Genomic DNA, 20,148 nt, shown 5'->3' on the forward strand with positions numbered 1-20,148 from the left:
GTCCAGAAGTGTCCCATGCGGGTGAGCTCGAAATTCGGCTCGAAGAGATAGGGAAAAGAGAGCAAAGCGAGAAACGAGCCGAGATTCGACAGCGCGTACAGGCGATACGCGGAACGGCCGGGAAAAACCTGGGTGTACCAGTACTGGATCAGCGGCAGGTCAGCGGCAGTTCAGCGCCCGTGCGGCAGCCAGTCCGGCAGTGTTGCAGGGCGCGCGCCGGGCTCGGAAGATTCGCCGGCAAAATCCTCGATGGCGACCGGAAGTTACCCACACGCGAGAGCTTCAGCAGCACGCAAAGTATCCCAATGGCAGTATGCGCTCCGGCGACAACTACCGTGACCTTCACCGACGCATGGAGAACGGATGGAAACAGTAGCCGGGCGGGCTTGCAGGCTTGCGACAGTCTCCCGCGGCGCATTGCGATCCGCGATCCGCGATCCGAGTGATGCATTGGGCACTCGTTGCCATGGACTTCCTGCTGTCGCCATCACGGCGACTGCTTCTCCACGGCGGCAGCGATCAATGGCGCCTTCTCGCGCAACCCGTCGATGGAAAGCTTATCTTCCTGGTACATCCGATACCACTCCCGCCGCTGCCGCAACAGGGTTTCATGGTCTCTGAGCCGCAACCGCTGCAGCGTGGTTTCCGCCTGTTGGCGAAACGCTGGTGGCACGGCATCGGTCAACACCAGTTGCATCGATGGCAAGAGAATTTCGAACCAACCGTCGCCGACCAGGAAAGGATCGAGCAAGTCATTCGCATTCCTCTTGCAGCTATTCATCCAGTTGTCCAGATACCGATAGTTGTCCCACTCATAGGCCTGAGCCTTGTCGGCATCCACGCTGACGAAGTGATCCACGGTCCCGCTGGCAATCCACATTGCACCATAGCCGCAGCGATTGGCGAAACCGTCAGCCAGCGCATTTCTGAACGGCGACCAGAAATCGCGCGGGCGCGTACCGTCCGGATTCGCTTTCAACCACTTCATCCCCTTCTGCCGGCACTCTTTGTCAAAGTCAGCAGGCTCCGGGATACGGGGCACCGGGATCATGCTTTCGCCTGTCGCCCTTTCTGCCCGTCGACCCACACCACCCAGCGAGGCCAGAAGTGATCGCCCCCAGGCAGTACCCGAAGCAGTTCCTCGTGGATAGCCGCCTCGGTCGCCAACTTCTCCGGCAACCGGTTCCGTTCGCCGCGCATCCACGCCTCCGCCGCCTCGATCGCCTGCTCTGCCTCCACCGACCTGGCCTGAGCAAGGCCAAAAGCATCCGAGACGAGCCAATCGACGACATCGCCCCGCTTGGCCCAGGTCGCCCGCTCAATGTGAGCTTGTTTGTCGCGCAGGACGATATTGAAAAGCGCATCCTGGTCGTCGTCGAAATCCGGCTCCGCAGAAGCCAGAACCAATGGGGAGTGGGTCGCGACGATCAGTTGCACAGGCACGCTCTTGCCGGTCAGCGCCTGCATGACGCGCAGCAGCGCCGGCACGATTCGCCGTTGCCATTGAGGATGCAGGTGACACTCGATCTCATCGACGAGGAAGATGATTTCTTTCGCTGGCTTGCGTCCGGTTTGCTCGCAAGCAATCTTGTGTTCCCGCCACGTCCAGACCAGCAGGTAAGCCAGCGCTGCAATGCGACGCATGCCGGCCGAAGCATGAATCAGCGCGACATTCTGTCCATCGGGCATGCGCAGCGAGGGGTAGTCCTTGACGTCAAGTCCGATCCGAACCGGATCGCCGGCGTGAAGCTGCTCATCGCGCGATGGCGACAGCGCCGCCAGCACTTTGGCCAGATCGTCAAAGGTGGGATCCTGGCTTTTCTGCCACAGCACCCAGTCCTGAATCAGTCCATTGCAATGACGAATGCCTCCCCCGCCTTCAAGCCCATACCACACCTGCTCTGGCGTGAAGTTGAACGCTCTCAGGCGCTCGAAGCTTGGCGACGTCTTGTCCTGCCAGTAGTTGCGTGCCGGGTCCCACGCCGAAAAACTGCCATCGACCCCAGCATAGATGACGACCCCGGGTATCGGCGGCCTCCCCGGCTTGACCAGCCAGGCCTGCTCGCTTCGATCAAAAAAGCTCGTTTCTTCGAAGTCTCCCGCTGTGGACTTGGAATACGCATAGGCAATGCCGGGCCTCTTCTCACTCCTCTGCGGAAGCGCAACCGCATGTCGCGCCCATGTGCGCGTCAGCACCCACCAGGCCGTGTCGAGCAGGAAGCTCTTCCCCAAGCCATTGTCGCCGGTAACAAAATTGAGGCGACTGGCAAAGTCGACCGGCCCGAACTCCCTTGCCGGGCCGACGCCTTTCAGATGCAGTCTTCTCAACATATTGAGTTCTCCTCCGCCGCCAACATGCGGCGATGAAATCCGTCTGCGAGCCGCAGCAACTCGCGCCCACTTGCCGACACTCGGCAGGCTGCGCCTGCCGCTGACGTGGAACTGGTCGTAGAGCGCCTGGTCCGGGCACTGCGTCGGATCAGCCTGGAGCGCTGGCCCAGCTTGTCGGGGCAGGAAGGGAGGCTCTTCGACAAGTGGAGCCCGGCCAGTTGGAGCCCGGCCAGTTTCGTCTGGCTGACCGGCGATGCGGTTGGTTTTGACCTTCCCGGATTCTATCCGAAGCGAATGGACCTCGGTGGCGCTTGTGGGCGAATGGACGTGCAGCGGGAGACCCGCCAGACCCTTTTTGCCGCCAGCGGCGCGCTGCGCGCCAGCGCGAGAAGGGCGCGCGGCGACGAAGTGGGGGCTCGTGCTGGCGATCAATCATCGTCGTGCCGGAAGCCCGCCCGCCTGGGTGAGCGCGTGTTCCGAGACATCGTTCTCGTGCGGCCTTTGCCAGGCGATGCGCGGATCGAATTCGTAGTGCGGTGCCGGTTGGGCTTGCGGGTCGACTTCGCCCTGCCCGGCATCGACCATTTCGCACAGCGGCGGCCCCGGGCCGGCGTTAGAGGCGGTGGTGACGTCGGCTCGCCCAGGTACGAGACGATCTCGCGCACGGCACACGCGTCGGTGATGGAGGCGATGATGCGCATCTCGCCGCCGCAGCGTGGACAGACGGTGGAAAGACCTCATGGATGCGCGCGCGAGCAGCAACGCCCGGCGTAGCGCGCTGCGCGCTGCGCGACGTGCGAGTGCTTCCTCTGCCTGCCGCTCGCCCTGCTGCTCGCTGTCGGACGACGCTCCTGCGCCGGTGATTCGCGCCGCAATAGGCTCCCTCTCCGTCTCTGTTGCTGTCACAAGCGGCGCGGCCCCGGACTCTTTCGCTGCGTATTTCACGCCAGCCAGCGCGGTGAGCTGTGCGCGTAGCGCTGCGCTGGGCGCCTTGTACGCCGTAGTACCGATGCCGATCGGCGCGGGGGTGGAATCAGCGCCGCCATGCGCTCGATCCGCGCGAGCGGCGTCAGCAGCAAGCTGACGCCGCCGCCGGGACCCGGCTTGATACTCTCAAAGGCCAGGTGTTCGGCGTCGATTTCCCGCAACCGCTCCACTGCGCAGGCCGGTCGCGCGCGAGTTGCGCCGCAGCCGTTCCAGACCCGGGCGATCGGCGCCTTCGACGCGCACGCGGGCGTCCAGCGAAAAGCCGCCCGCGTGGTCCCAGCTTGCCATCGACTCGGCGTCCTCCGGGTCCAGCACGCCACGTCCGGTCAGTGCGCCCAGCAGAGACGGCGCCGCAGCCTGGCCTGTACTTCGTCGAGCAACTTCTGTTCAGGGGTACGGCTTTCGTGAAAGCCCGCCGCTCCCGAGGCGTCCGCTGTGAAGACACCCTCGATGACGAGGCCGTGAAAGTGGGCATGCGGATTGCGCAGCGCGCCAAAGCGGTGGATGAAGGCCACCGCGCCGATCCGGGAAACGGCAGCCGCAGCCGCAGCCGGGCAGGAGCGGCGCAAGGCCTGCTCCACGACGCTCAGGAAAATGCGCAGCGCCAGCGTCGCTATCGTCGGATCGTGGTGCAGGTAGGAACGCTGGCGCTTGGGAACCGACCGTACGCACTGCGCAACCGGAAGTCGCGGAAAGCCGTGGTCGGCAAGGCGGGCAGCAGTTTCGACCATTCGCCGGGTATTGCATGCGGGACAGACCCCGCGACCTCTGCACGACCAGGCGATGAGGAAATCGTGACCACCATCGCGGCAGCGAGCGCGGGCAAAACCGTGGGCCAGAATCCCGCATTCGAGATACCGCCGGAACTCGCGTTCGACATGGGCTGGGCCGGATACGCCCTGGCGGCTGTCGCAGGAGAGTTCGAGTCAGGTGGCGAGGTACGTCTGCACGGTCTGCACGGTCTGCACGGTGCCATAGAGCACACTACGTTCGGGCCGGCGACGTCGATAGACGGCTGTGCGAGCGGGCGCGCAGGCGGGGTAGCCATGGGGATTCGCCCGCTTGCTCGATCAAGGCGCGTTGCAGCGGATTCATGCCGTTTTCCCACATGATGCGTAATCCACCCGATTCCATTCAATCGCCCGCTTGCGCCAGTGCGAATCAATCGCCTGCGTAAAATCCGGACGAACGAGTTTGGCGCGGTTCTCGCACCACATCGCCGACTCCCGACGAATCACCACGCCTTCGAGTGCGCCGTCCCGGTATCGGCTTGGCCGCGAATGCACTGCATCGATCAACCCCTTCACGGTCGTCATGCCGCGTTGAATCGTCGGCACGGTCAGCACGCCGGCCTCCGCCGCCAGCGTATTGCGTCGCGGCACACTCCAGAACCGGCCGGCGTCGCGGTCGAACACATCGAAGAGCAGAAACCAATCCGGCAAGCGTTCATACGCCAGCGAATGGCGAGCGGCGCACCATTCGCCGAAGAGCATCAACTCCGGCCGCAAGACGGAATGCAGCCCCGACTCGTGCTGCGCCAGCCATGCCGGCAAACGAGCAAACTGGCCGACATACGGCGCTTCGAGGTACTGACCGCGATTCTGCGCCCGAACCGCGCCCGATGTATCAAGCGAAAAGCCCAGATTGGCGCCATCCAGCTTTTCCTCGATCACCACCTCGTCAGCAAGCAGTGACCTGACTTCCGTTGCCGACAACACCTTGTCGTCACGCGGCATGCCTTCGCCCAGCCAGACGAAGTGCGGGGTCTGCGGGAAGCGGAAGAAATTAGACATCGCTCACTTGGCCGGCAATTTCGGTTCCGGCTTGTTCGGGAACTTCCGCCGGTAAAAACGGCAGGCGTCCTCGGGGCACAGAAAATCGACATGAACGCCCTGTTTTGCTAGCTCCGGCCACCAATCAAGCCATTTGCAATCGGCGGCCTGCCAGACGGGTGGCTTGTCCGGATGCGCGTTCGCCACCGCGACGAATTTCCGATCCGGTGCGTCAAATTCCGGCTGCAATTGCGGGCAAGGGAACTCCTCGAAGGTATCCTTTGCGGTCACAGTAACGGATACCTGCTCAACATGGCGTGGATTGTTTTTGTTTTGCAACAGCCACTTGAGATAAGCATCGCCAACCCCCTTTGGCTGATTGGGATGCGTCTTCTGCTGATACTCGAGAAAAATCCGGTAGCCGTCATCGACGACCGTAATTCCGCCCTTCTGCATGGACTGCAAGCGGCGCACGCACTGCTGCACGCATTCGCGCGATACGTCGCCATGCTGCCCGTTCGCCACCAGCAGCACGTTGGTATCAATCACCGCCTTCATTGCACGTCGCTCTCCTGGCGCTGATTGATCTGTCGCTGCATCGCCGCAAGGGTGCGCGCCGAAATATCCGCCATTTCATCGCCGAAGAAATTCTCCGGCCAGTTCTCGATTTCGCCGAGCACATTCAACCGCAACGGTTCCAGTTCGGCGGCGCCGCCGGAGCGGCGGCAGAAGTAGATCGCGACGTCGTCCGGCTTCACTTCGCCTTCCGCAACGCGCCGTTGCAAGCGGTTCAGGAAATGCTCGGAATGGCTTTCGACGATCAACTGAACATTGCGTTCCTTGCCGTCCTCGCGGGCTTGCGTCGCCGAGATGAACACGTCGGCCAATTCCGCCTGAACCTGCGGATGCAGATGAATCTCCGGCTGCTCCATCCAGACGGTGGAATTGCGCGGGCAGTAAAACGCCTGCACCAGCGCCGGCAGCACCTGAGACACGCCAAAGCCGACATCGGTGATCTTCACCTCGCTGCTGGCGTGGTGCGTCTTGACCAGCACCTCGTATTCCTTGCGCCCTTCGGACACCGGCTTCACGGCGAAACTGTGAATGATCCCCAAATCCTTGAGCCATTGCGCGATGAACTCGTCGAAGCGCGCCTGGCGCTTCTTGGGGCCGCGATTCAGCATGCGCCCTCGCGAACTCGCCGCCAGAATGGCCGCCACCGAAAACTCGCCTCGCGCCCCGACGCTTTCCGGCGTCTCGCCCGACCACGAATAGATGCGTTTTGGATGATCGCGCAGCGGGCCGAGGTGGTGAATGCTATTGAGCGCCGCCTCCGTGCTCAGGGCGAAATCGGAGAGAAAATCGGCATTCTGGAAGCGCGCCCGGCTCTGATCGGAAATCCGGTAGAACTTGTCCGGCTCGTCGAGCGGCCAACCGCGCCCCACGGTGCGAACCAGCTTGTATTCGTTCGATGTGATCTCGAACTTGTTGTTCTCGTTGCGCCTGTATTCGATGCAAAGACAAGGCTCTTTACCCAGCATCAGGCTGTACGCAATCCGCCGAACACTCGGCTGTTCCCTGGCATCGGCTTGTAGTGTCGCCGCCAGGCGCAAACCATCGCCAGCGAACCGGCTTGGCGTCAGTGGATCGCGAAATTCCATCTTGCCGGGGAAGTCCCACCCCAGGGCAAACTGCAACGGGTTTTTCAGATCGTGATTGTGCAGGCACTCCGCAAGCGTGCCGAGATCGATCAAGGACTTGTCATCCCCCAGATGTAGAGCGCGTTTGCGGTCGGGGGAAAGCACCGTTTGCTTCAGCGCCAGCAACAGATGGCCGAGACTGCTCTTGCCGGCGCTGTTGGCGCCAAAAATCACCGTGAGCGGCGCCAGACGAAACTCTTTCGAGTCTCGCCAAGCCTTGAAATTCATGACACAAAGCGACGTCAGCATCAGTGCAAATCTCCTGATTCCAGTGGGTCCCACGCAGCCAGCACGAGCCGGCGGGTGCAGTATTCGCCGAATTCGCGCTGTTCGTTGTTCCTGAGCACGCGGAAAACTTCCGAGGGGTAATCTTCGCCCATTACGTCGGCGGGGTCGAGGATGTGGCGCAGCTCATCACGGTCGCACGATCAAGGCCGTACAGCCGGGCATAGTAAGCGTTGATTTCGGTGCGCAGGCGGGCGCGGCGGCCCGCTCGCAGTGGCAGAACGCCGCCCTTGGCGGGCTTGACGGCCGAAGCCATGCGCTCGATCGATCAACTCCGGCGATGGGGCGATCCATTGCGGACATGGAAAGATCAATCGCGCAGATCGATCGATCAATGCCGGAGGTTGATCGATCAATCCCGAACATCGATCGATCAATGCCGGAGGTTGATCGATCAATGCCGAACATCGATCGATCAATGCTGGAGGTTGATCGATCAATCCCGAACATCGATCGATCAATGCTGGAGGTTGATCGATCGATCTCAAACATGGATCGATCAATGCCGGAGGTTGATCGATCAATGCGGAACATCGATCGATCAACCGTAAACATGGATCGATCAACCCCGAAGATCGATCGTTCCATCCCAGACATCGATCGATCCATGGTGAACATCGATCGATCGATCCCGGGCGGCCGGGCGGGCTCGCCACGCCGCGGCGGAAGTCGCCGGCTGCCGTCCGATGGCGCGGGTGCCGGGGATCAATCGTCGATCTCGATACGGTTCAGGCTGCTGAAATGGTCGGTCCACAGCGGCACGTCCGGCAGATTCGGGTCCTGGGTGCCGATCAGCTTGCCGTTCGGGTCGAAATACTGGCGATTGACCGACGGGTAGCGGCGCAGGTATTCGGCATCGTTGGTCATCACGAAATACTGGTTGTGGCGAATCCTGCGCTCGGGCTGGCCCGGCTGGTATTTGTTGCGGAAACCGATGTTCAGGTGTTCGGCCTGGCGTTTGACCACCGGGTAGAGGTTGAGATAGGCGTTGGTGATGTGCGCGGCGATGAAGCCATCCGGCTTCAGGTGGCGGCGATAGATGTCGAATGCCTCTTTGGTGAGCAGATGGATGGGCACCGAGCCGCCGGAAAAGGCGTCGAGCGCGATCACGTCGTAGCGGACATCCGCCGGCAACTCGGCCATCTTCAGGCGCGCGTCGCCGAGAATGATCTGCTTCGTTCGCGCCCGGCACTGCGGCACGTTGTCGAACCAGCGGGTCGCCACCTCCACCACCTGCGGATTGATTTCGTAGAGGTCGTAGTCGTCGGTGTCGCGAGCGTAGGTGGCCAGCGTGCCGGCGCCGAGGCCGATGATCGCCACGCGCAGGCTGGGCTTCTTCTCCATCGCGTAACGCAGCGTTTCGCCGACGCCGCTGCCTTCCGAGTAGTACGTGGTCGGCTGCCGACGCTTTGCCGGGTCGAGGAACTGCACGCCATGCGTCACCTGGCCGCTGAAGAACACCCGGTAGTCCTTTGTCGGATCGTCGCGATAGCGCCGCTCGGCGACCGAAACCGTGCCGTAGAAATTACGCGACTGATGGGTGAGGGTCTCGGTGTACTCGTCGTCGGAAGCGGAACGCCAGTGCAGCGGGTCTTCCCAGTAGAGCACCGCGCCGCCGAAGAGGAGGAAGACGGCAAGCAGGACGCCGGTCAGCCGGCGACCGGCAGCCGCCGCTTCCTGAGCGAGAACGATGCAGCCGAGGCCGATCGCGGCGAGCAGGAAGAGCGACCATTCGTAGTAGTCGGCGAAGAAATTCGTCGCCACCAGCGCGACGAAGAGGCCGCCGCAGGCGCCGCCGAACGACATCCAGAGATAGAACTCGGTCAGGTGTCGTGGATTCGCCGGGCGACGCCGGTAGAGCTCGCCATGCGCCATCAGGCAGGCGAGGAACATGACGATCAGGTGGCTCCAGCGCATGCCGGCGACGCCGAAATCGAGCTCCAGGCCGAACCAGTCCGGAATCTCCTTGCGCCCGCTGAGCAGAACGGTGGTGATCAGCACGGCGGCCGCCACCCAGCCGCGCCGGTACCAGCGCGGATGATCGAAAGTGACGATAAAGGTGAGCAGATACAGGCCGAGCGCCGCGATCCACAGGCGCGGCTCCGGGGCGACGTTGTGGCTGACGTGATCGGTGGTCGCGATGAAGGCGAGCGAAGCCAGCGCCGGCAGCGCCACCCAGGAAATCCGCCGGCGCAGCGCGATCGGCTCGACGCTCACCTCCGGCGCGGCCGGCGCGGGAGCGAGGTGAATCGGCCGGCGGTGGCTCAGACGATGCATCCATACGGTCACGGTGGCGCACAGCGCGGCAAAGATCCAGAAGCCGACCGTCCAGAAGTGCCCCATGCGGGTGAGCTCGAAATTCGGCTCGAAGAGATAGGGAAAAGAGAGCAAAGCGAGAAACGAGCCGAGATTCGACAGCGCGTACAGGCGATACGCGGAACGGCCGGGAAAGACCTGCGTGTACCAGTACTGGATCAGCGGCCCGGTGGTGGCCAGACAGAAATACGGCAGCCCGACGCTGACGCCGAGCAGGAGCAGGATGCGGCCGATCGGATCTTCCGCGCCGCTCGGCTTCAGGCTCTCGCCGGGGATGACGAAGAAGGCGAGCAGCGCGGCGCCGGCCAACAAGGCGATGTGCAGCCACGACTGCACGCGCGGCAAGGCATAGTGCGAAACGAGATGCGCATAGACGTAGCCGCCGAACAGCACGCACTGAAAAAACAGCATCGCCGCCGTCCACACCGAAGGACTGCCGCCGAACCAGGGCAGAATGAACTTGCTGATCAGCGGTTGCACCTGAAAGAGCAGATAAGCGCTGACGAAGACGGTGAGCGCGAAAAGCACGACGGATCGGCGGTCAACGGCGGTCGCCGCCCCGCTGGCGGATGGGTTCATCATCGATTCAATCTTTCTCGTCATTGAGTGCGCCGCAGCGCGTGTGGGCGGTCGGCGGCTGGTCGGCGGCTGGCCAGAGCCCGTAACGGTCTTCGCCCCAGGCGCTGGCGCCGGGCAGCGGCCATTGCGGCGGCCGGCGCGTGGCAGCGGGGCGAGTGATCTCGCGGTTCATCGCTCGCACTCCTGCGGGAAAGGGCAAGGCGGCGGCCCGGGGGGCTGTCGGCGACGGCGGCTGCCCTCGCCTACCGGCGCCCCGGGCGCCTTGCTTTTTGCTACTGCGCCAGCGCGCAGCAACCGGAAAGCCGATCTGGTCCATGAACACCGGCAAATCCATGCCGGAACTTCGGGGCCGCCGCTGCGGCGGTTGCCCATCCGATCATCGAGCTCAGGGCGAAGCGAAAACCCTGCCTGGCCTTGCGCCTGTCGCGCTGCCTCGCGTTGCGGCTGGCCGAGCGAAGCCTCCTGGCCTCGCTGTTCCACGAGCCGCCGCGCACGACGCGTCGGTTCCTTCTCCCTTACGATCGACATCCCGGCGCTACGATAGCGCAAAACCGCCGCTCGCGCTGAGCAGACGGCGACGAAATGCGCGGGTTTCGCAGCCGTACAGCGTCGACAGCGCGCTGTCGGCGCTGCGCTGCAATTCGCTTTCGCTGACCAGCCCCGCCGCGTCGGCCGCTGCCAGCCGCTGCATCGCGGCACGAAAGCGCGCCAGCTTGCGCCGGCTGGCAAGAACGATTCCCTGGCGTACGCGAAAACCGCAGAACTGCGTTCCCTGCGCGCTGCGCCCGATGCAGATTTTCGGCGTCAGGCGCAAGCCCCGTTCGCGCTGCAAGTGCTCGGCCAGCGCGCCGACGCTCTCCTCGGCCGCGTCGCGACTGTCGCACGCCCAGAAGAAATGGTCCATGTAGCGCACCAGATGGCCGCAAGCGCGATGCGCCAGCAGCAGGCGGTCGGCGCTGTCGAGAAACGCGTTGGCGAAGTGCTGCGAACAGAGCGAGCCGATCGGCAGCCCGACTCCGGGCCCGCCCGTCGCGCCGCAGGCCAGGATGCGCTGCAACAGGCGGAAGAAGCCGTCGCCCTTGAAGCGACGCGCGAGCAAGGCGAGCAACCGCTCGTGCCGTATCGACGGAAAGTACGCGTCGACATCGACCTGGGCAAACCACGGTCGGGCGCGCAAGCCCCCTTGCACCGCCGTCACCGCCGCATGCACGCCTTTGCCGGGTCGGCAGGCATACGCGTTGGCGACCAGCATACGTTCGAAACGCGGCTCGGCGAGGTTGAGGATGGCGTGCTGCAGAACGCGATCGGCAAAACACGCGGCGTGAATCGTGCGCTGCTGCGGGTCGTAGAGGCTAAACGACGAACTGCGCCCGAGCGGCGCCTGCTCGTGCACGATCGACTCGGCCAGGCGAGCGATCTGCCGCTCGAAATCGGCCAGGAAGCGCGCCACCGAAGGGCGCGTGCGCTTGCCCCGCGCCGCCTTCCAGGCGGCAAGCACCAGGTTGCCGTGCTCGGCGATTTCCGCGAGCGTGATCGCTTGCCGCTTCACGCTGCGCCCCCCGCGTTCGCCGGCCACACCTGCTGCCGCAGCGCCAGGAAGCGCGGCGCGTACCGCTCGCGCCGCGCGCTGCCGACACCGTCGATCGCCGCCATCGCCTCGCGCGTGTTCACCCGCTGCTGCACCATCGTCGCCAGTTGCTCGTGGGTCAACATGGTGAACAGGGCGAGCCCTTCGCCCTCGACAATCTCCTGGCGCAGCTTGCGCGGCTTGCACAGCTTGCGCAGGCGCGCATACACCGCGAAATCCGCTTCGTCGAGCACTTCGCGGTCGTCGATGCGGCGTACGCCGCCGGCCTTCACTGCCTCCGGAAGTCGTCCTGGCGCCGGCGCCAGACTGACGCAGATCGCCCAGAACGACGACTCGCCCGCGCCGACGAACGGACGCTGGCCAGCCAGCACGCGCCCTTCGGCGAGCACCTGGTTGCTCTCCGCCTCCGCCTCCGTCTCCGCCTCGGCCTCCGCCTCGGCCGGCGAAAAGGCCGGCACGACAAAAAACCGTGGCTTCATCGTTTGACTTTCCCTTTCTTCTTCCCCGCCGCGCGCCGGCTCGCGGGGGCTGCGGCGTCCGCCGCAGCCCCCGCGCCTTCGCGTCCCGCGAAGGCCGCCGTCGCTTCCTGCCCCTCCGGGGCTGGCGCTCCGCGCCCCCTCATGGACCTAAGGGCGAGCCGGAACCCGACGAGCAGGATGCGGCTGCCAGGCTCGTACCAGTGACGGTAGGCGGAACGCACGTTCCTGCCGACGCTGAGCCACGAGCCGCCGCGCACCACGCGGGAATCGCCCTCGCCTTCAGGATCGCGTGGGTCCTCGCATTCCGCGCGACGGTACCGGCGCTGGCCGTCGGCGCACCATTCCCAGACGTTGCCGTGCATTTCGTACAAACCCCACGCGTTGGCCGGAAACGTCTTCACCGGCACCGTCGTCTGCCGGTACTCGCCTTGCGCGCCATCCGCGTAAGGACGGTTGCCATTGTAGTTCGCCTGCTGCGTGTCGATCGTCTCGCCGAAACTGAACGGCGTCGTCGTTCCCGCCCGGCAGGCGTACTCCCATTCGGCTTCGCTCGGCAGATCGGCTTCGGCGCCCGGCAGCAGTACGCTCAGCTTTGCCAGAAAGCGCTGCACATCGTCCCACGACACCCGCTCGACCGGCTGGCGCACGTCGCGCTGAAAGCTGCTCGGGTTGTCGCCCATTACCGCCTGCCACAGCGCCTGCGTGCACGCGGTGTCGGCGAGCCAGAAACCGCGCGTCAGCCGCACGCGGTGCTGCGGGCCTTCGTCGTCGAAGCGCTCGGGCTCGTCAGGCGGCGAGCCCATACGGAATTCGCCGGGTTCGATCCAGCGCAGGCGCTGTACGACGCCGGCGATCGTTGCATCGAGGTAGACGCCGTAGCGATCGCGGCCGATTTCGCTCGCCCACGCCGGCCGCTGCACGCGCTGGCAGGCGTACGCGTGCGTGCCGGCGAACACGTCGACGCGCTCGGCGCTGCTATCGGCGAGCGGCAGCACGGCGTCGCCGGCCGGCAGGCGAAGCCGACGCGTCTGGCGGCCGACACGGACCGGGACGACTTCGCCAGCCAGGCGGAGCAGCGGCCAGCGGCTGCCGCCCGGCGCTGCGCGCGCCAGCGACAACGCCAGCGTATCGTCGCGCTGGACGAGAACGAACTCGCGCAGCGATGGCGGCTGCGCTGCGACAGCGTGCAGCGCCAGCGCGACTTGCCGCGCGTCGAGCCCGGCCGGCACCTCGTCTTCGCCGCTGAGCACCCAGAGTGGCGCCAGCACGGGCGAGTGCTGCGCCAGCCACGCGCGGTCGCCACCGTTGCGCGCCAGCAGGTCGGCGGCGTAGGCACTCGCCTCGCCGTCGGCCGCGTCGGCGCGCAGCGCGAAGCGGGCGAACCACTCGCGCGCTTGCGCCACGCGCGCCGCGAACGCCTGGCGCGCTTCTTCGTCGGCGTGTGCGTGCCAGATCAGCAGCTCGGCGGCTTCGGTCGAGCGCCCGTGGAAAGCGTGAAAACGCAGCATTTCGCGCAGCACCGCGCTCTGCTCGGCGGCTTGCAGCTTCTCGCGAAAGCGCTCGCGCCAATCGGCGACGCGCGCCGGAGCGATCTCGCAGAAACGCTCGCCCGCGGCAACGTGCTGGCGATTGCCCCAGACCAGCGCTTCGAGTCCCGGCTCGGCGGCAGCGCCTGCCTCTAGCCGGCGCAAGGCGCGCAGCAAACCCGGCTCGACGCGCACGCAACACGCGAGACGCGTGAGCAGCGCCGCCAGTGCATCGCCAAGCGCGCTGCGATCCACCGCCGCCGGCGCTCCCTGCGCCGAGAGCGGATGGCGCTGCTGGCGTTCGTCCAGGCAATGCACCTGCGCCGCACGCCGCAGCCGCGCCGGCACCAGGCGGCGCGAGGCCGGCAGCCAGGCGAGCGGGCGCGCACCGGCAGCGGCCAGGCGAACGAGGTACGCGTGCCAGGCGTGCGAGGCGTGCCCGATCTCGCTCGCCGCATCGCCGGGAGCGAGCAGGCCGAGGTCGCCAAGGATGAGCACCGGCGTCCCCGCCGGCGGCGCCGGCACCTGCCGCGCTGGGCGCGCCGGCGCTTTGCCCGACAGCAGCGCCAGCGGCGCCGCCGGGCTGCCTTCGACCAGGCAGATGCGCAGACCGCCGCGCCCGTGCCGACGCAGCACTTCGTCGAACAGCAGGCGGTAGTCGTGCGCATACGGCACGAGGTGATGCGCGACATCGAGCACGACGAGCAGCTCGCCGCCCCAGGGGTGAAGCTGCCGGCGCGGCAGCTGGCGCGGCAAGCGGGCGCGCGCGAGTGCGCCGACCAACGCGGCAAGGTCGAGCGCGCCCGGCCGCGGCAACGCCAGCGCGCGCTGCAAGGCCGGCCACAGGCGCCGCGTCGGGACGAGCGGCGCATGCGGCACGCCGCCCGGGCGCGGCGCGCAGTCGGCCGCGGTCAGCGGCTGCAGCGTTGGGCCGGCCGCTGGCGCGGCGTCGGCGTCGGCGTGCACGTGGTACTCGCTGAGGACGAAGAGGTCGGCCGACAACGGAGCCCGGGCGGGCGGCGGCTCTTGCGCGCGCGGCGATTCGATTTTCCCTGCTGAGCTCGCCGCGTGCGACCGCACGCTGCCCTCGACCGTACTCACAGTCTTCAGGCGATCGAAACACAGCAAGCCGGCAATGGCGTCGCAGCGCTGGTCTTCGGCGCTCTCCAGCGCCGGCGGCTGGCGACCGCAGACCGTGATCAGCGCCCGCAGCAGGTCGGCGTGGCCGGCAGCAGCGCGCGATCTCACGCCGTGGGCTGCGCCGTAGCCGTTCCGCCCGTCGCCGGCTGCGCAGCGCTCGCGTCAGCCGCCGCTGCCGGCAGCGGCGTACGCGCCTGCGATGCCTCGGCCGGCAGCCCGTCGCCGGTCGCGTGCTTGAGGTAGGCGTACGCCGACAAGCGCTGCAGCCACGCGCGCTGCGCAACGCCGTCGTCGGGCAGCAACTCGCGCACCGCGTAGAGCAGGTCGAGGTATTCGGCGAGCCCCGGCGGCGGCAAGCCGGCAGCGCTGACTGCCGCGCGATCGCGCACGAGCTGGTCGGCAGCGAGCGCCAGCATGTCGTCGGCGAGCAGTTCCTCGCGCGCGCCGTCGGGCAGCCTGGCGAAGTGCGCCCGTCCACGCGCCAGCAGCCAGTCGCGATACGACAGCCTGGGGTCGGCTTGCAGCGTGAGAACGATGCAGCGGCGCAGGAAAGCCGCCGGCAGCTCACGCTCTTCGTTGGTGGTGATGACGATCAGCGGCGCCTGCACACGCGGCCCGCCGACCGGCTCGGCCAACGGCGGCACGCGGAAGCTGCGCTGCGCGAGCACTTCCAGCAGGCTGTTCGGCAGATCGCTGTCGGCTTTGTCGATTTCGTCGATGAGCACGACGTGCCCGCGCGGCTCGCCCCTTTCGCCCTTCTCGCCCTTCTCGCCCTTTTCGCCCTTTTCGTCCTTTTCGTCCTGCTCGTCGTTCTCGCCCCTCTCACCCTTCTCGGCCTTCGCCTTCACCTCGCGCTCGCCCGCGGGCAGGAAGTCCTGCGCCGAACGCCAGCCAAAGGCGAGCCAGAGCACGCCCGGCCGCCAGTAGCGCCGGTCGTCAAGCACGCGCTCACCGGCCTGCGCGTCGGCCAGCCGGCGCACGGCGTCAAAGCGCGCGACCAGATCGCCCGGCTCGAAGCGCGGTTGTATCGTCTCGACATGCAGCTTCCAACCCAGATGCACCGCCGCCGCGCGCGCAAGCTGTGTCTTGCCGGTACCCGGCTCGCCGCGCACGAGCAAAGGCCGCCGCGCGGCGTAGGCGAGCGTCAGTGCGTCGATTTCGGCGGCTGACCACTGGTGCCACGCCTCGGCCTGCTCGGGGGTCTCGGGCAGGCGCGAGACGGCGCCCGAAGCGAGCGTGATGAAGGGGGATTGGATCAACGCGCATGCGTCAGCGAGAGATTCGTTCATGCCAGAGCCGAGAAGAGTGAGTCGATCGGAAAATCACACGGCGTCGTCGCCGCCAGCGGCCGGCGGCGACGCCTCAGAGCGCGGCAGGTTCGCCGCCGCACGTGAAAAGATGCTCGCGAAGGTGTCGCTGAGGTCATCCGCGACTTGGTGCACCCAGGCGTTGAGTTCGTCGCGAGCCGCGCGCGGAAAGAACAATCGGACGTCAAAGGTGCCAAGGTGATCGCGCAGCGCGCAGCGCGCGTCTGCTTGCGCAAAACGGCCTTCCGGGCGTGCCATCGCGACCAGGGAAGTTCCCAGCCTCTTTTCCAAGAGCTTGATCTTCCACCGCAGGTAGCCGCTGGTGAAATTCTTCCCGAGCTCGGGCAGCTTCCGTTCGATGGCGGCCGACAACTCCGCGTTGGTGAGCGGCAAACCCTGTTCCCCAGGGTTGCCAAACTCGGCAACCGGGTGATGCAGCGGGAAGACGTTCGCCGGCTCGTCCATCCCGGGTAACAGACAGAGCCCGAAGCCAAAGCGCGCGGCTGCCTGGACCAGGCTCACCATCCGATCGGCTGCGGTTTCAAGAACCGGGTCGTCAGTGTCGGTATCGATCGCTCCGGCGCTGTGAAAGTGCCGTTCGGCAGCCACGAGAACGATGCGCAGAAAGGCGCTGCAGACCGCTCCTTCCTGCGCTGTCGCGCTGAACCACGAGGCAGCGTGCTTGCCCGTGAAATACTCGGGAGCAAGGACGAGCAGGCGTTCGACCTCGTCTTCGCGCGCAAGCCTAAAGATCTTGTCAGCGGTAAGCGGACGCGGCAGTTCCTCAAACAGCGACGCGCCAGAAAAGGCTTTGTTCCGGGAAAGATCTCGCCAGTGCTTGTGCAAGTGATCGTGCAACATCCGCTGCAACTCGGTCGCGTCGGCAGGCGGTGGCGGAATGCGATCGTGGCCAGAATCATCACCCGCGTCGACCTCCGGACGAGGTGATGAACTGGGCGGCAAGGCACGGAGAACCGCCACCTTCAGCGCCGCGGGATCGGTAAACAACGCCAACCTCGGCAAGTCGCCGGCCGCCGATTGCAGGCGGTCGCGCAAGCGGCGAATTCGCTGTCCGCCCTCGTTCTCGCCGGTATGGCTGTCCATATCCTTTGGCAGGAAACGCGCTTCTTCGCTTTTCAGAAAGAGGTAACGTTCCTTGCCAGCCTCGCCTGCCGCGTCGAACTCGAGTTCGGTGATCGACTTGCTCTGCCCCGGCGGGACGAAGCCGTAACGCAGGCCAACGATGCCGAGATAGGCGTCGCAAGCTTGCACATCGGCAATACAGCTCTCCCAGAGCGGACGCGGATCGGCTTCGTAGCTGTCGACGATGTTGTAGCCGTAGCGCCCGCTCAACGCTTCCTTCACCGCCTGGCGTTCGGCTTCGAGATCGGACAGCGTCGATGACAAGTACAGCTTCATACCCTCCCCTCGCCGCCAGGCTGGCGTTTGTCCCTGAATTTGCTGCGCAGTTGCTGCCGGTGGAGTATACCCTTGCCGACCGCCGGGCGGACGCGCGAGCGCTGGCCGGCGGTCGGCACTTCTCGCCCGGCGAGGGCCGCTTACGAGCGCAGCGTTCTCAGTTCCTTGTTCAGGAGGCGGATTCGCTGAGCGAGCACGACGGCGATGCCGGCAAAGATTTGCGCCGCGGCCTGACTGTTTTCCGTCGCCAGCGCGTCGAAGCGCTGTCGCGAGAGGACGAAGCAGTGAACCTCGGTCACCGCCAGCACGTCTGCCGAGCGTCGCCGACTATCCAGGAAGCCCATCTCGCCGACCAAGGCGCCGCGGCCGAAAGTGCCGATGTGCCACTCGTCCTTCTTCTGCAGCGGCAAGGCAACGCGCACGGTGCCGGCACGGATGAAGAGCAACACGTCCTCGCGCGAACCCGCTTTCAACACCTTCGTCCCGGCGGGATAGGTACGCGGCTCGATGATGCTCGCCAGGTCCTGCAGCGTACCCGGAGCCCAAGCATGCACGGCCTCGATGTCGGCCAGTTCGAGCGGCCGGCCCTCGTCGTCGGCCGGGCATTCGCTGGCGAGGATCTGCCCTTCCACCCACTCCAGCGCGTCGTCCAACTGGCGAAACGCCAAGGCCTTGCCGGTGTCGCGAACGAGCCCCACTTCGCGCAGGTAGCGTTTCATCTTCAGCCCGCTGGGCAGGTTGCGCGGGATCTCGGTGAAGATCATCTTGCCGCCGACGGCGTCCAGACGATCCTTGATCTGCTCCAGCACGTGCGTCGCGCTCAGATCGAGCGACTGCACGCGTTGCAGACTGAGAATCACGTAGCTGCGCGCACCGACTTCCGGCTCCAGCGCCTTGTACAACTGATTGGCCGTGCCGAAAAACAGGCTGCCCTGCAATTCGACGACCACCGTCTGCTTGCCGCTCTTCAGCAGAATGGCCAGCTCCTGCTCGGGGCGAACCACGCGCGAAAAGATCGCTTCGCCCTCGACCTTGGCGTGCAACACCTTGACGCGCGCCTGCTCGCGCAGGTAGAGCATGATCGCCAGCAGTATCCCGGCGGCCGAAGCGGCGATCAGGTTGACGGTCAGCGCGACGCCGATCACCGTCACGACGACCATGAAATCGAGGCGTGTCGAGGCGACCCGGAAGAACTCCAGGCTCTGCCAATCGATCATCCGGTAGCCGATGACCAGCAGAATCGCGCCCAGCGCAGAAATCGGCAGCCAGGCGACCGCCTCGGCGAGCGCGAGAAAAGCGAGCAGTGCAAGCAGCCCCTCGATCACGCCCGACAGCCGGGTCTGCGCGCCGCTGCTGATATTGACCAGCGAGGCGCCCATCGTCCCCGCACCGGGAATTCCTCCGAGCAGAGCCGATCCGATATTGCCCATCCCCTGCGCCAGCATTTCGCGATTGGGATCGTGCTCGGAGCAGGTCATCGCGTCGAGCACGACGCAGGTCTTCAGCGTATCGATCGAGAGCAAGGCCGCCAGCGACACCGCCGGCAGGCCGATCGCAGCGAGCAGCGCCGGGTCCCAGGCGCCGAGCAGGCGCAGATTCTGCGTCACCGTATCGAGCAGACTGCCGCCCGTCTGCGCCAGCGGTCCCACGATGTACGGGTTGTTCTCGAGCTGCCACAGCCTGGCATCGACGAAACCGAGCGCAGCGTAAGCCAGCCCGCCTGCCGCCAGCGCGATGATCGCCGGCGGAATTGCCCGGATGATCTTTGGCAGGCCGAGCATGGCGCCGATCACCAGCGCCGCCACGATCAGGCTTTGCCAATGCCAGGTTAGCGGATGCAGCAGCGCCTGACTCAGCGGAACACCGCGTTCGACCCCCAAAACGCGCGGCAACTGGCTGCCGATGATGGTGATTCCGACCGCGGACAGGTAGCCGACGACGACCGGATACGGAAGATAGCGGATCAGCCGCCCGATCCCGCTCAGTCCGATGCCGATCTGGATCGCACCGGCGAACAGGCCGATCAACATCAGCCGGAGCATGATTTCTTCCGGAGGGCTGCCGCGGCCAGCGAAATCGATCGCGAGCGCGGCCATCAGCGCCGCCGCCGGAGCGCACGGCGCGGTAATCAGACGATTCGTGCCGCCGAAGCTGGTCGCAATCAAACCGAGGACGGTCGCGCCGAGGATTCCGGCCAAAGCGCCGTGCGCCGCATAACTGCCGCCGAGCGGAGAAAAGATCGTCACGCCGAATGCGATGGCCGACGGCAGCGCAACCAGCATCGCCGCCAGGCCGCCCCAGGCATCGCCAATCCAGCCTGATCTTCCGGTTTGTGCCGACCCCAAATCGACATTCATGCTGGGTCTCCTTCCGATCAGGTACGCGCTCCGCCAAGCGCCGGAACACATCCCCCACCAGAAAGGAGCGCCACGCCTTGCTGCATCGGCCAAGGGCGGCTGACCCGATCGCCTGGGTTGACCCGGCTTCTCAAGAATAGACAAGCGAATGCCGGTTGCGCAAGTTCGGCAGTCGACTGGCCGACTGGCCGACTGGCTCACTGTCGGCCGAGCCGCCGGCGTCGCCGTCTCGGCGGTATCGCCGCATCGGCCGAGCACCTGGCTCAGCGGCGTCGCGCGCATTGACATTCGTCGTCGGCAGGGCGATATTTGCCTGCCGGTGGCGCGCGTTTGCCACCAATTGAGCCATTGAATCAGCACCG

General features: G+C 65.8%; 16 protein-coding genes and 2 pseudogenes. 1 reads left to right on the plus strand and 17 read right to left on the minus strand.

Annotation, left to right across the window (positions count from 1 at the left end):
* Window positions 1-487: 487 nt before the first annotated feature.
* The 17 genes and pseudogenes from Q1L59_RS12520 to Q1L59_RS12600 form a co-directional block, all read right to left on the minus strand.
* Window positions 488-1,051, minus strand: coding sequence for a hypothetical protein (locus tag Q1L59_RS12520; protein WP_300332664.1), 564 nt, complete (start codon window positions 1,049-1,051; stop codon window positions 488-490).
* Complete coding sequence (locus Q1L59_RS12525; protein WP_366145654.1) at window positions 1,048-2,763, minus strand: ATP-binding protein; 1,716 nt, start codon at window positions 2,761-2,763, stop codon at window positions 1,048-1,050. The genes Q1L59_RS12520 and Q1L59_RS12525 overlap by 4 nt, the downstream gene beginning before the upstream one ends.
* Window positions 2,764-2,916 carry a hypothetical protein gene (locus Q1L59_RS12530; RefSeq protein ID WP_300332666.1) on the minus strand — a complete coding sequence of 51 codons (153 nt, stop codon included), beginning with the start codon at window positions 2,914-2,916 and terminating at the stop codon, window positions 2,764-2,766.
* A 728-nt stretch (window positions 2,917-3,644) separates the two neighbouring features.
* The gene (locus Q1L59_RS12535) at window positions 3,645-3,899 is read right to left on the minus strand and encodes a transposase (protein WP_300332700.1); all 255 of its coding nucleotides are present in this window, start codon (window positions 3,897-3,899) and stop codon (window positions 3,645-3,647) included.
* Between the two features lie 96 nt (window positions 3,900-3,995).
* Window positions 3,996-4,193: pseudogene (locus Q1L59_RS12540) on the minus strand (transposase zinc-binding domain-containing protein); the annotation flags it as partial.
* Window positions 4,194-4,409: 216 nt separating this feature from the next.
* Window positions 4,410-5,111 carry an RNA ligase family protein gene (locus tag Q1L59_RS12545; RefSeq protein ID WP_300332668.1) on the minus strand — a complete coding sequence of 234 codons (702 nt, stop codon included), beginning with the start codon at window positions 5,109-5,111 and terminating at the stop codon, window positions 4,410-4,412.
* 3 nt (window positions 5,112-5,114) lie between these two features.
* Entirely contained in the window at window positions 5,115-5,648 is a 534-nt protein-coding gene (locus Q1L59_RS12550; protein ID WP_300332670.1) for a hypothetical protein, read from the minus strand.
* A complete protein-coding gene (locus Q1L59_RS12555) occupies window positions 5,645-7,039 on the minus strand; it encodes a DUF3696 domain-containing protein (RefSeq protein ID WP_300332672.1) in 1,395 nt (464 codons plus the stop codon). The genes Q1L59_RS12550 and Q1L59_RS12555 overlap by 4 nt, the downstream gene beginning before the upstream one ends.
* Window positions 7,039-7,277 (minus strand): annotated as a pseudogene (locus Q1L59_RS12560) (hypothetical protein); the annotation flags it as partial. The gene Q1L59_RS12555 and the pseudogene Q1L59_RS12560, both read right to left, overlap by 1 nt.
* 503 nt (window positions 7,278-7,780) lie before the next feature.
* Entirely contained in the window at window positions 7,781-9,994 is a 2,214-nt protein-coding gene (locus Q1L59_RS12565; protein WP_300332674.1) for a fused MFS/spermidine synthase, read from the minus strand.
* Window positions 9,978-10,142, minus strand: coding sequence for a hypothetical protein (locus tag Q1L59_RS12570; RefSeq protein ID WP_300332676.1), 165 nt, complete (start codon window positions 10,140-10,142; stop codon window positions 9,978-9,980). Before Q1L59_RS12570 ends, Q1L59_RS12565 begins: the two co-directional genes overlap by 17 nt.
* A 363-nt stretch (window positions 10,143-10,505) precedes the next feature.
* Window positions 10,506-11,546 (minus strand): reverse transcriptase/maturase family protein, encoded by a 1,041-nt coding sequence (locus Q1L59_RS12575; protein ID WP_300332678.1) that lies wholly within the window; start codon window positions 11,544-11,546, stop codon window positions 10,506-10,508.
* A complete protein-coding gene (locus Q1L59_RS12580) occupies window positions 11,516-12,037 on the minus strand; it encodes an HRDC domain-containing protein (RefSeq protein WP_300332680.1) in 522 nt (173 codons plus the stop codon). Before Q1L59_RS12580 ends, Q1L59_RS12575 begins: the two co-directional genes overlap by 31 nt.
* On the minus strand, window positions 12,034-14,811 hold the full coding sequence (locus Q1L59_RS12585; RefSeq protein ID WP_300332681.1) for a formylglycine-generating enzyme family protein: 2,778 nt from the start codon (window positions 14,809-14,811) through the stop codon (window positions 12,034-12,036). The genes Q1L59_RS12580 and Q1L59_RS12585 overlap by 4 nt, the downstream gene beginning before the upstream one ends.
* Window positions 14,808-15,992: a MoxR family ATPase gene (locus Q1L59_RS12590; protein WP_300332683.1), complete on the minus strand. Its 1,185-nt coding sequence runs from the start codon at window positions 15,990-15,992 to the stop codon at window positions 14,808-14,810. The genes Q1L59_RS12585 and Q1L59_RS12590 overlap by 4 nt, the downstream gene beginning before the upstream one ends.
* Before the next feature lie 33 nt (window positions 15,993-16,025).
* Complete coding sequence (locus tag Q1L59_RS12595; RefSeq protein ID WP_300332684.1) at window positions 16,026-17,429, minus strand: DUF4062 domain-containing protein; 1,404 nt, start codon at window positions 17,427-17,429, stop codon at window positions 16,026-16,028.
* 140 nt (window positions 17,430-17,569) lie between these two features.
* Window positions 17,570-19,786: a SulP family inorganic anion transporter gene (locus Q1L59_RS12600; protein WP_300332686.1), complete on the minus strand. Its 2,217-nt coding sequence runs from the start codon at window positions 19,784-19,786 to the stop codon at window positions 17,570-17,572.
* A 148-nt stretch (window positions 19,787-19,934) separates the two neighbouring features.
* Here Q1L59_RS12600 and Q1L59_RS12605 point away from each other — a divergent pair, with 148 nt between their 5' ends.
* On the plus strand, window positions 19,935-20,138 hold the full coding sequence (locus Q1L59_RS12605) for a hypothetical protein (protein ID WP_300332688.1): 204 nt from the start codon (window positions 19,935-19,937) through the stop codon (window positions 20,136-20,138).
* Window positions 20,139-20,148 lie beyond the last annotated feature (10 nt).

The sequence above is a fragment of the Accumulibacter sp. genome (assembly GCF_029255125.1).
Taxonomy (GTDB): Bacteria; Pseudomonadota; Gammaproteobacteria; order Burkholderiales; family Rhodocyclaceae; genus Accumulibacter.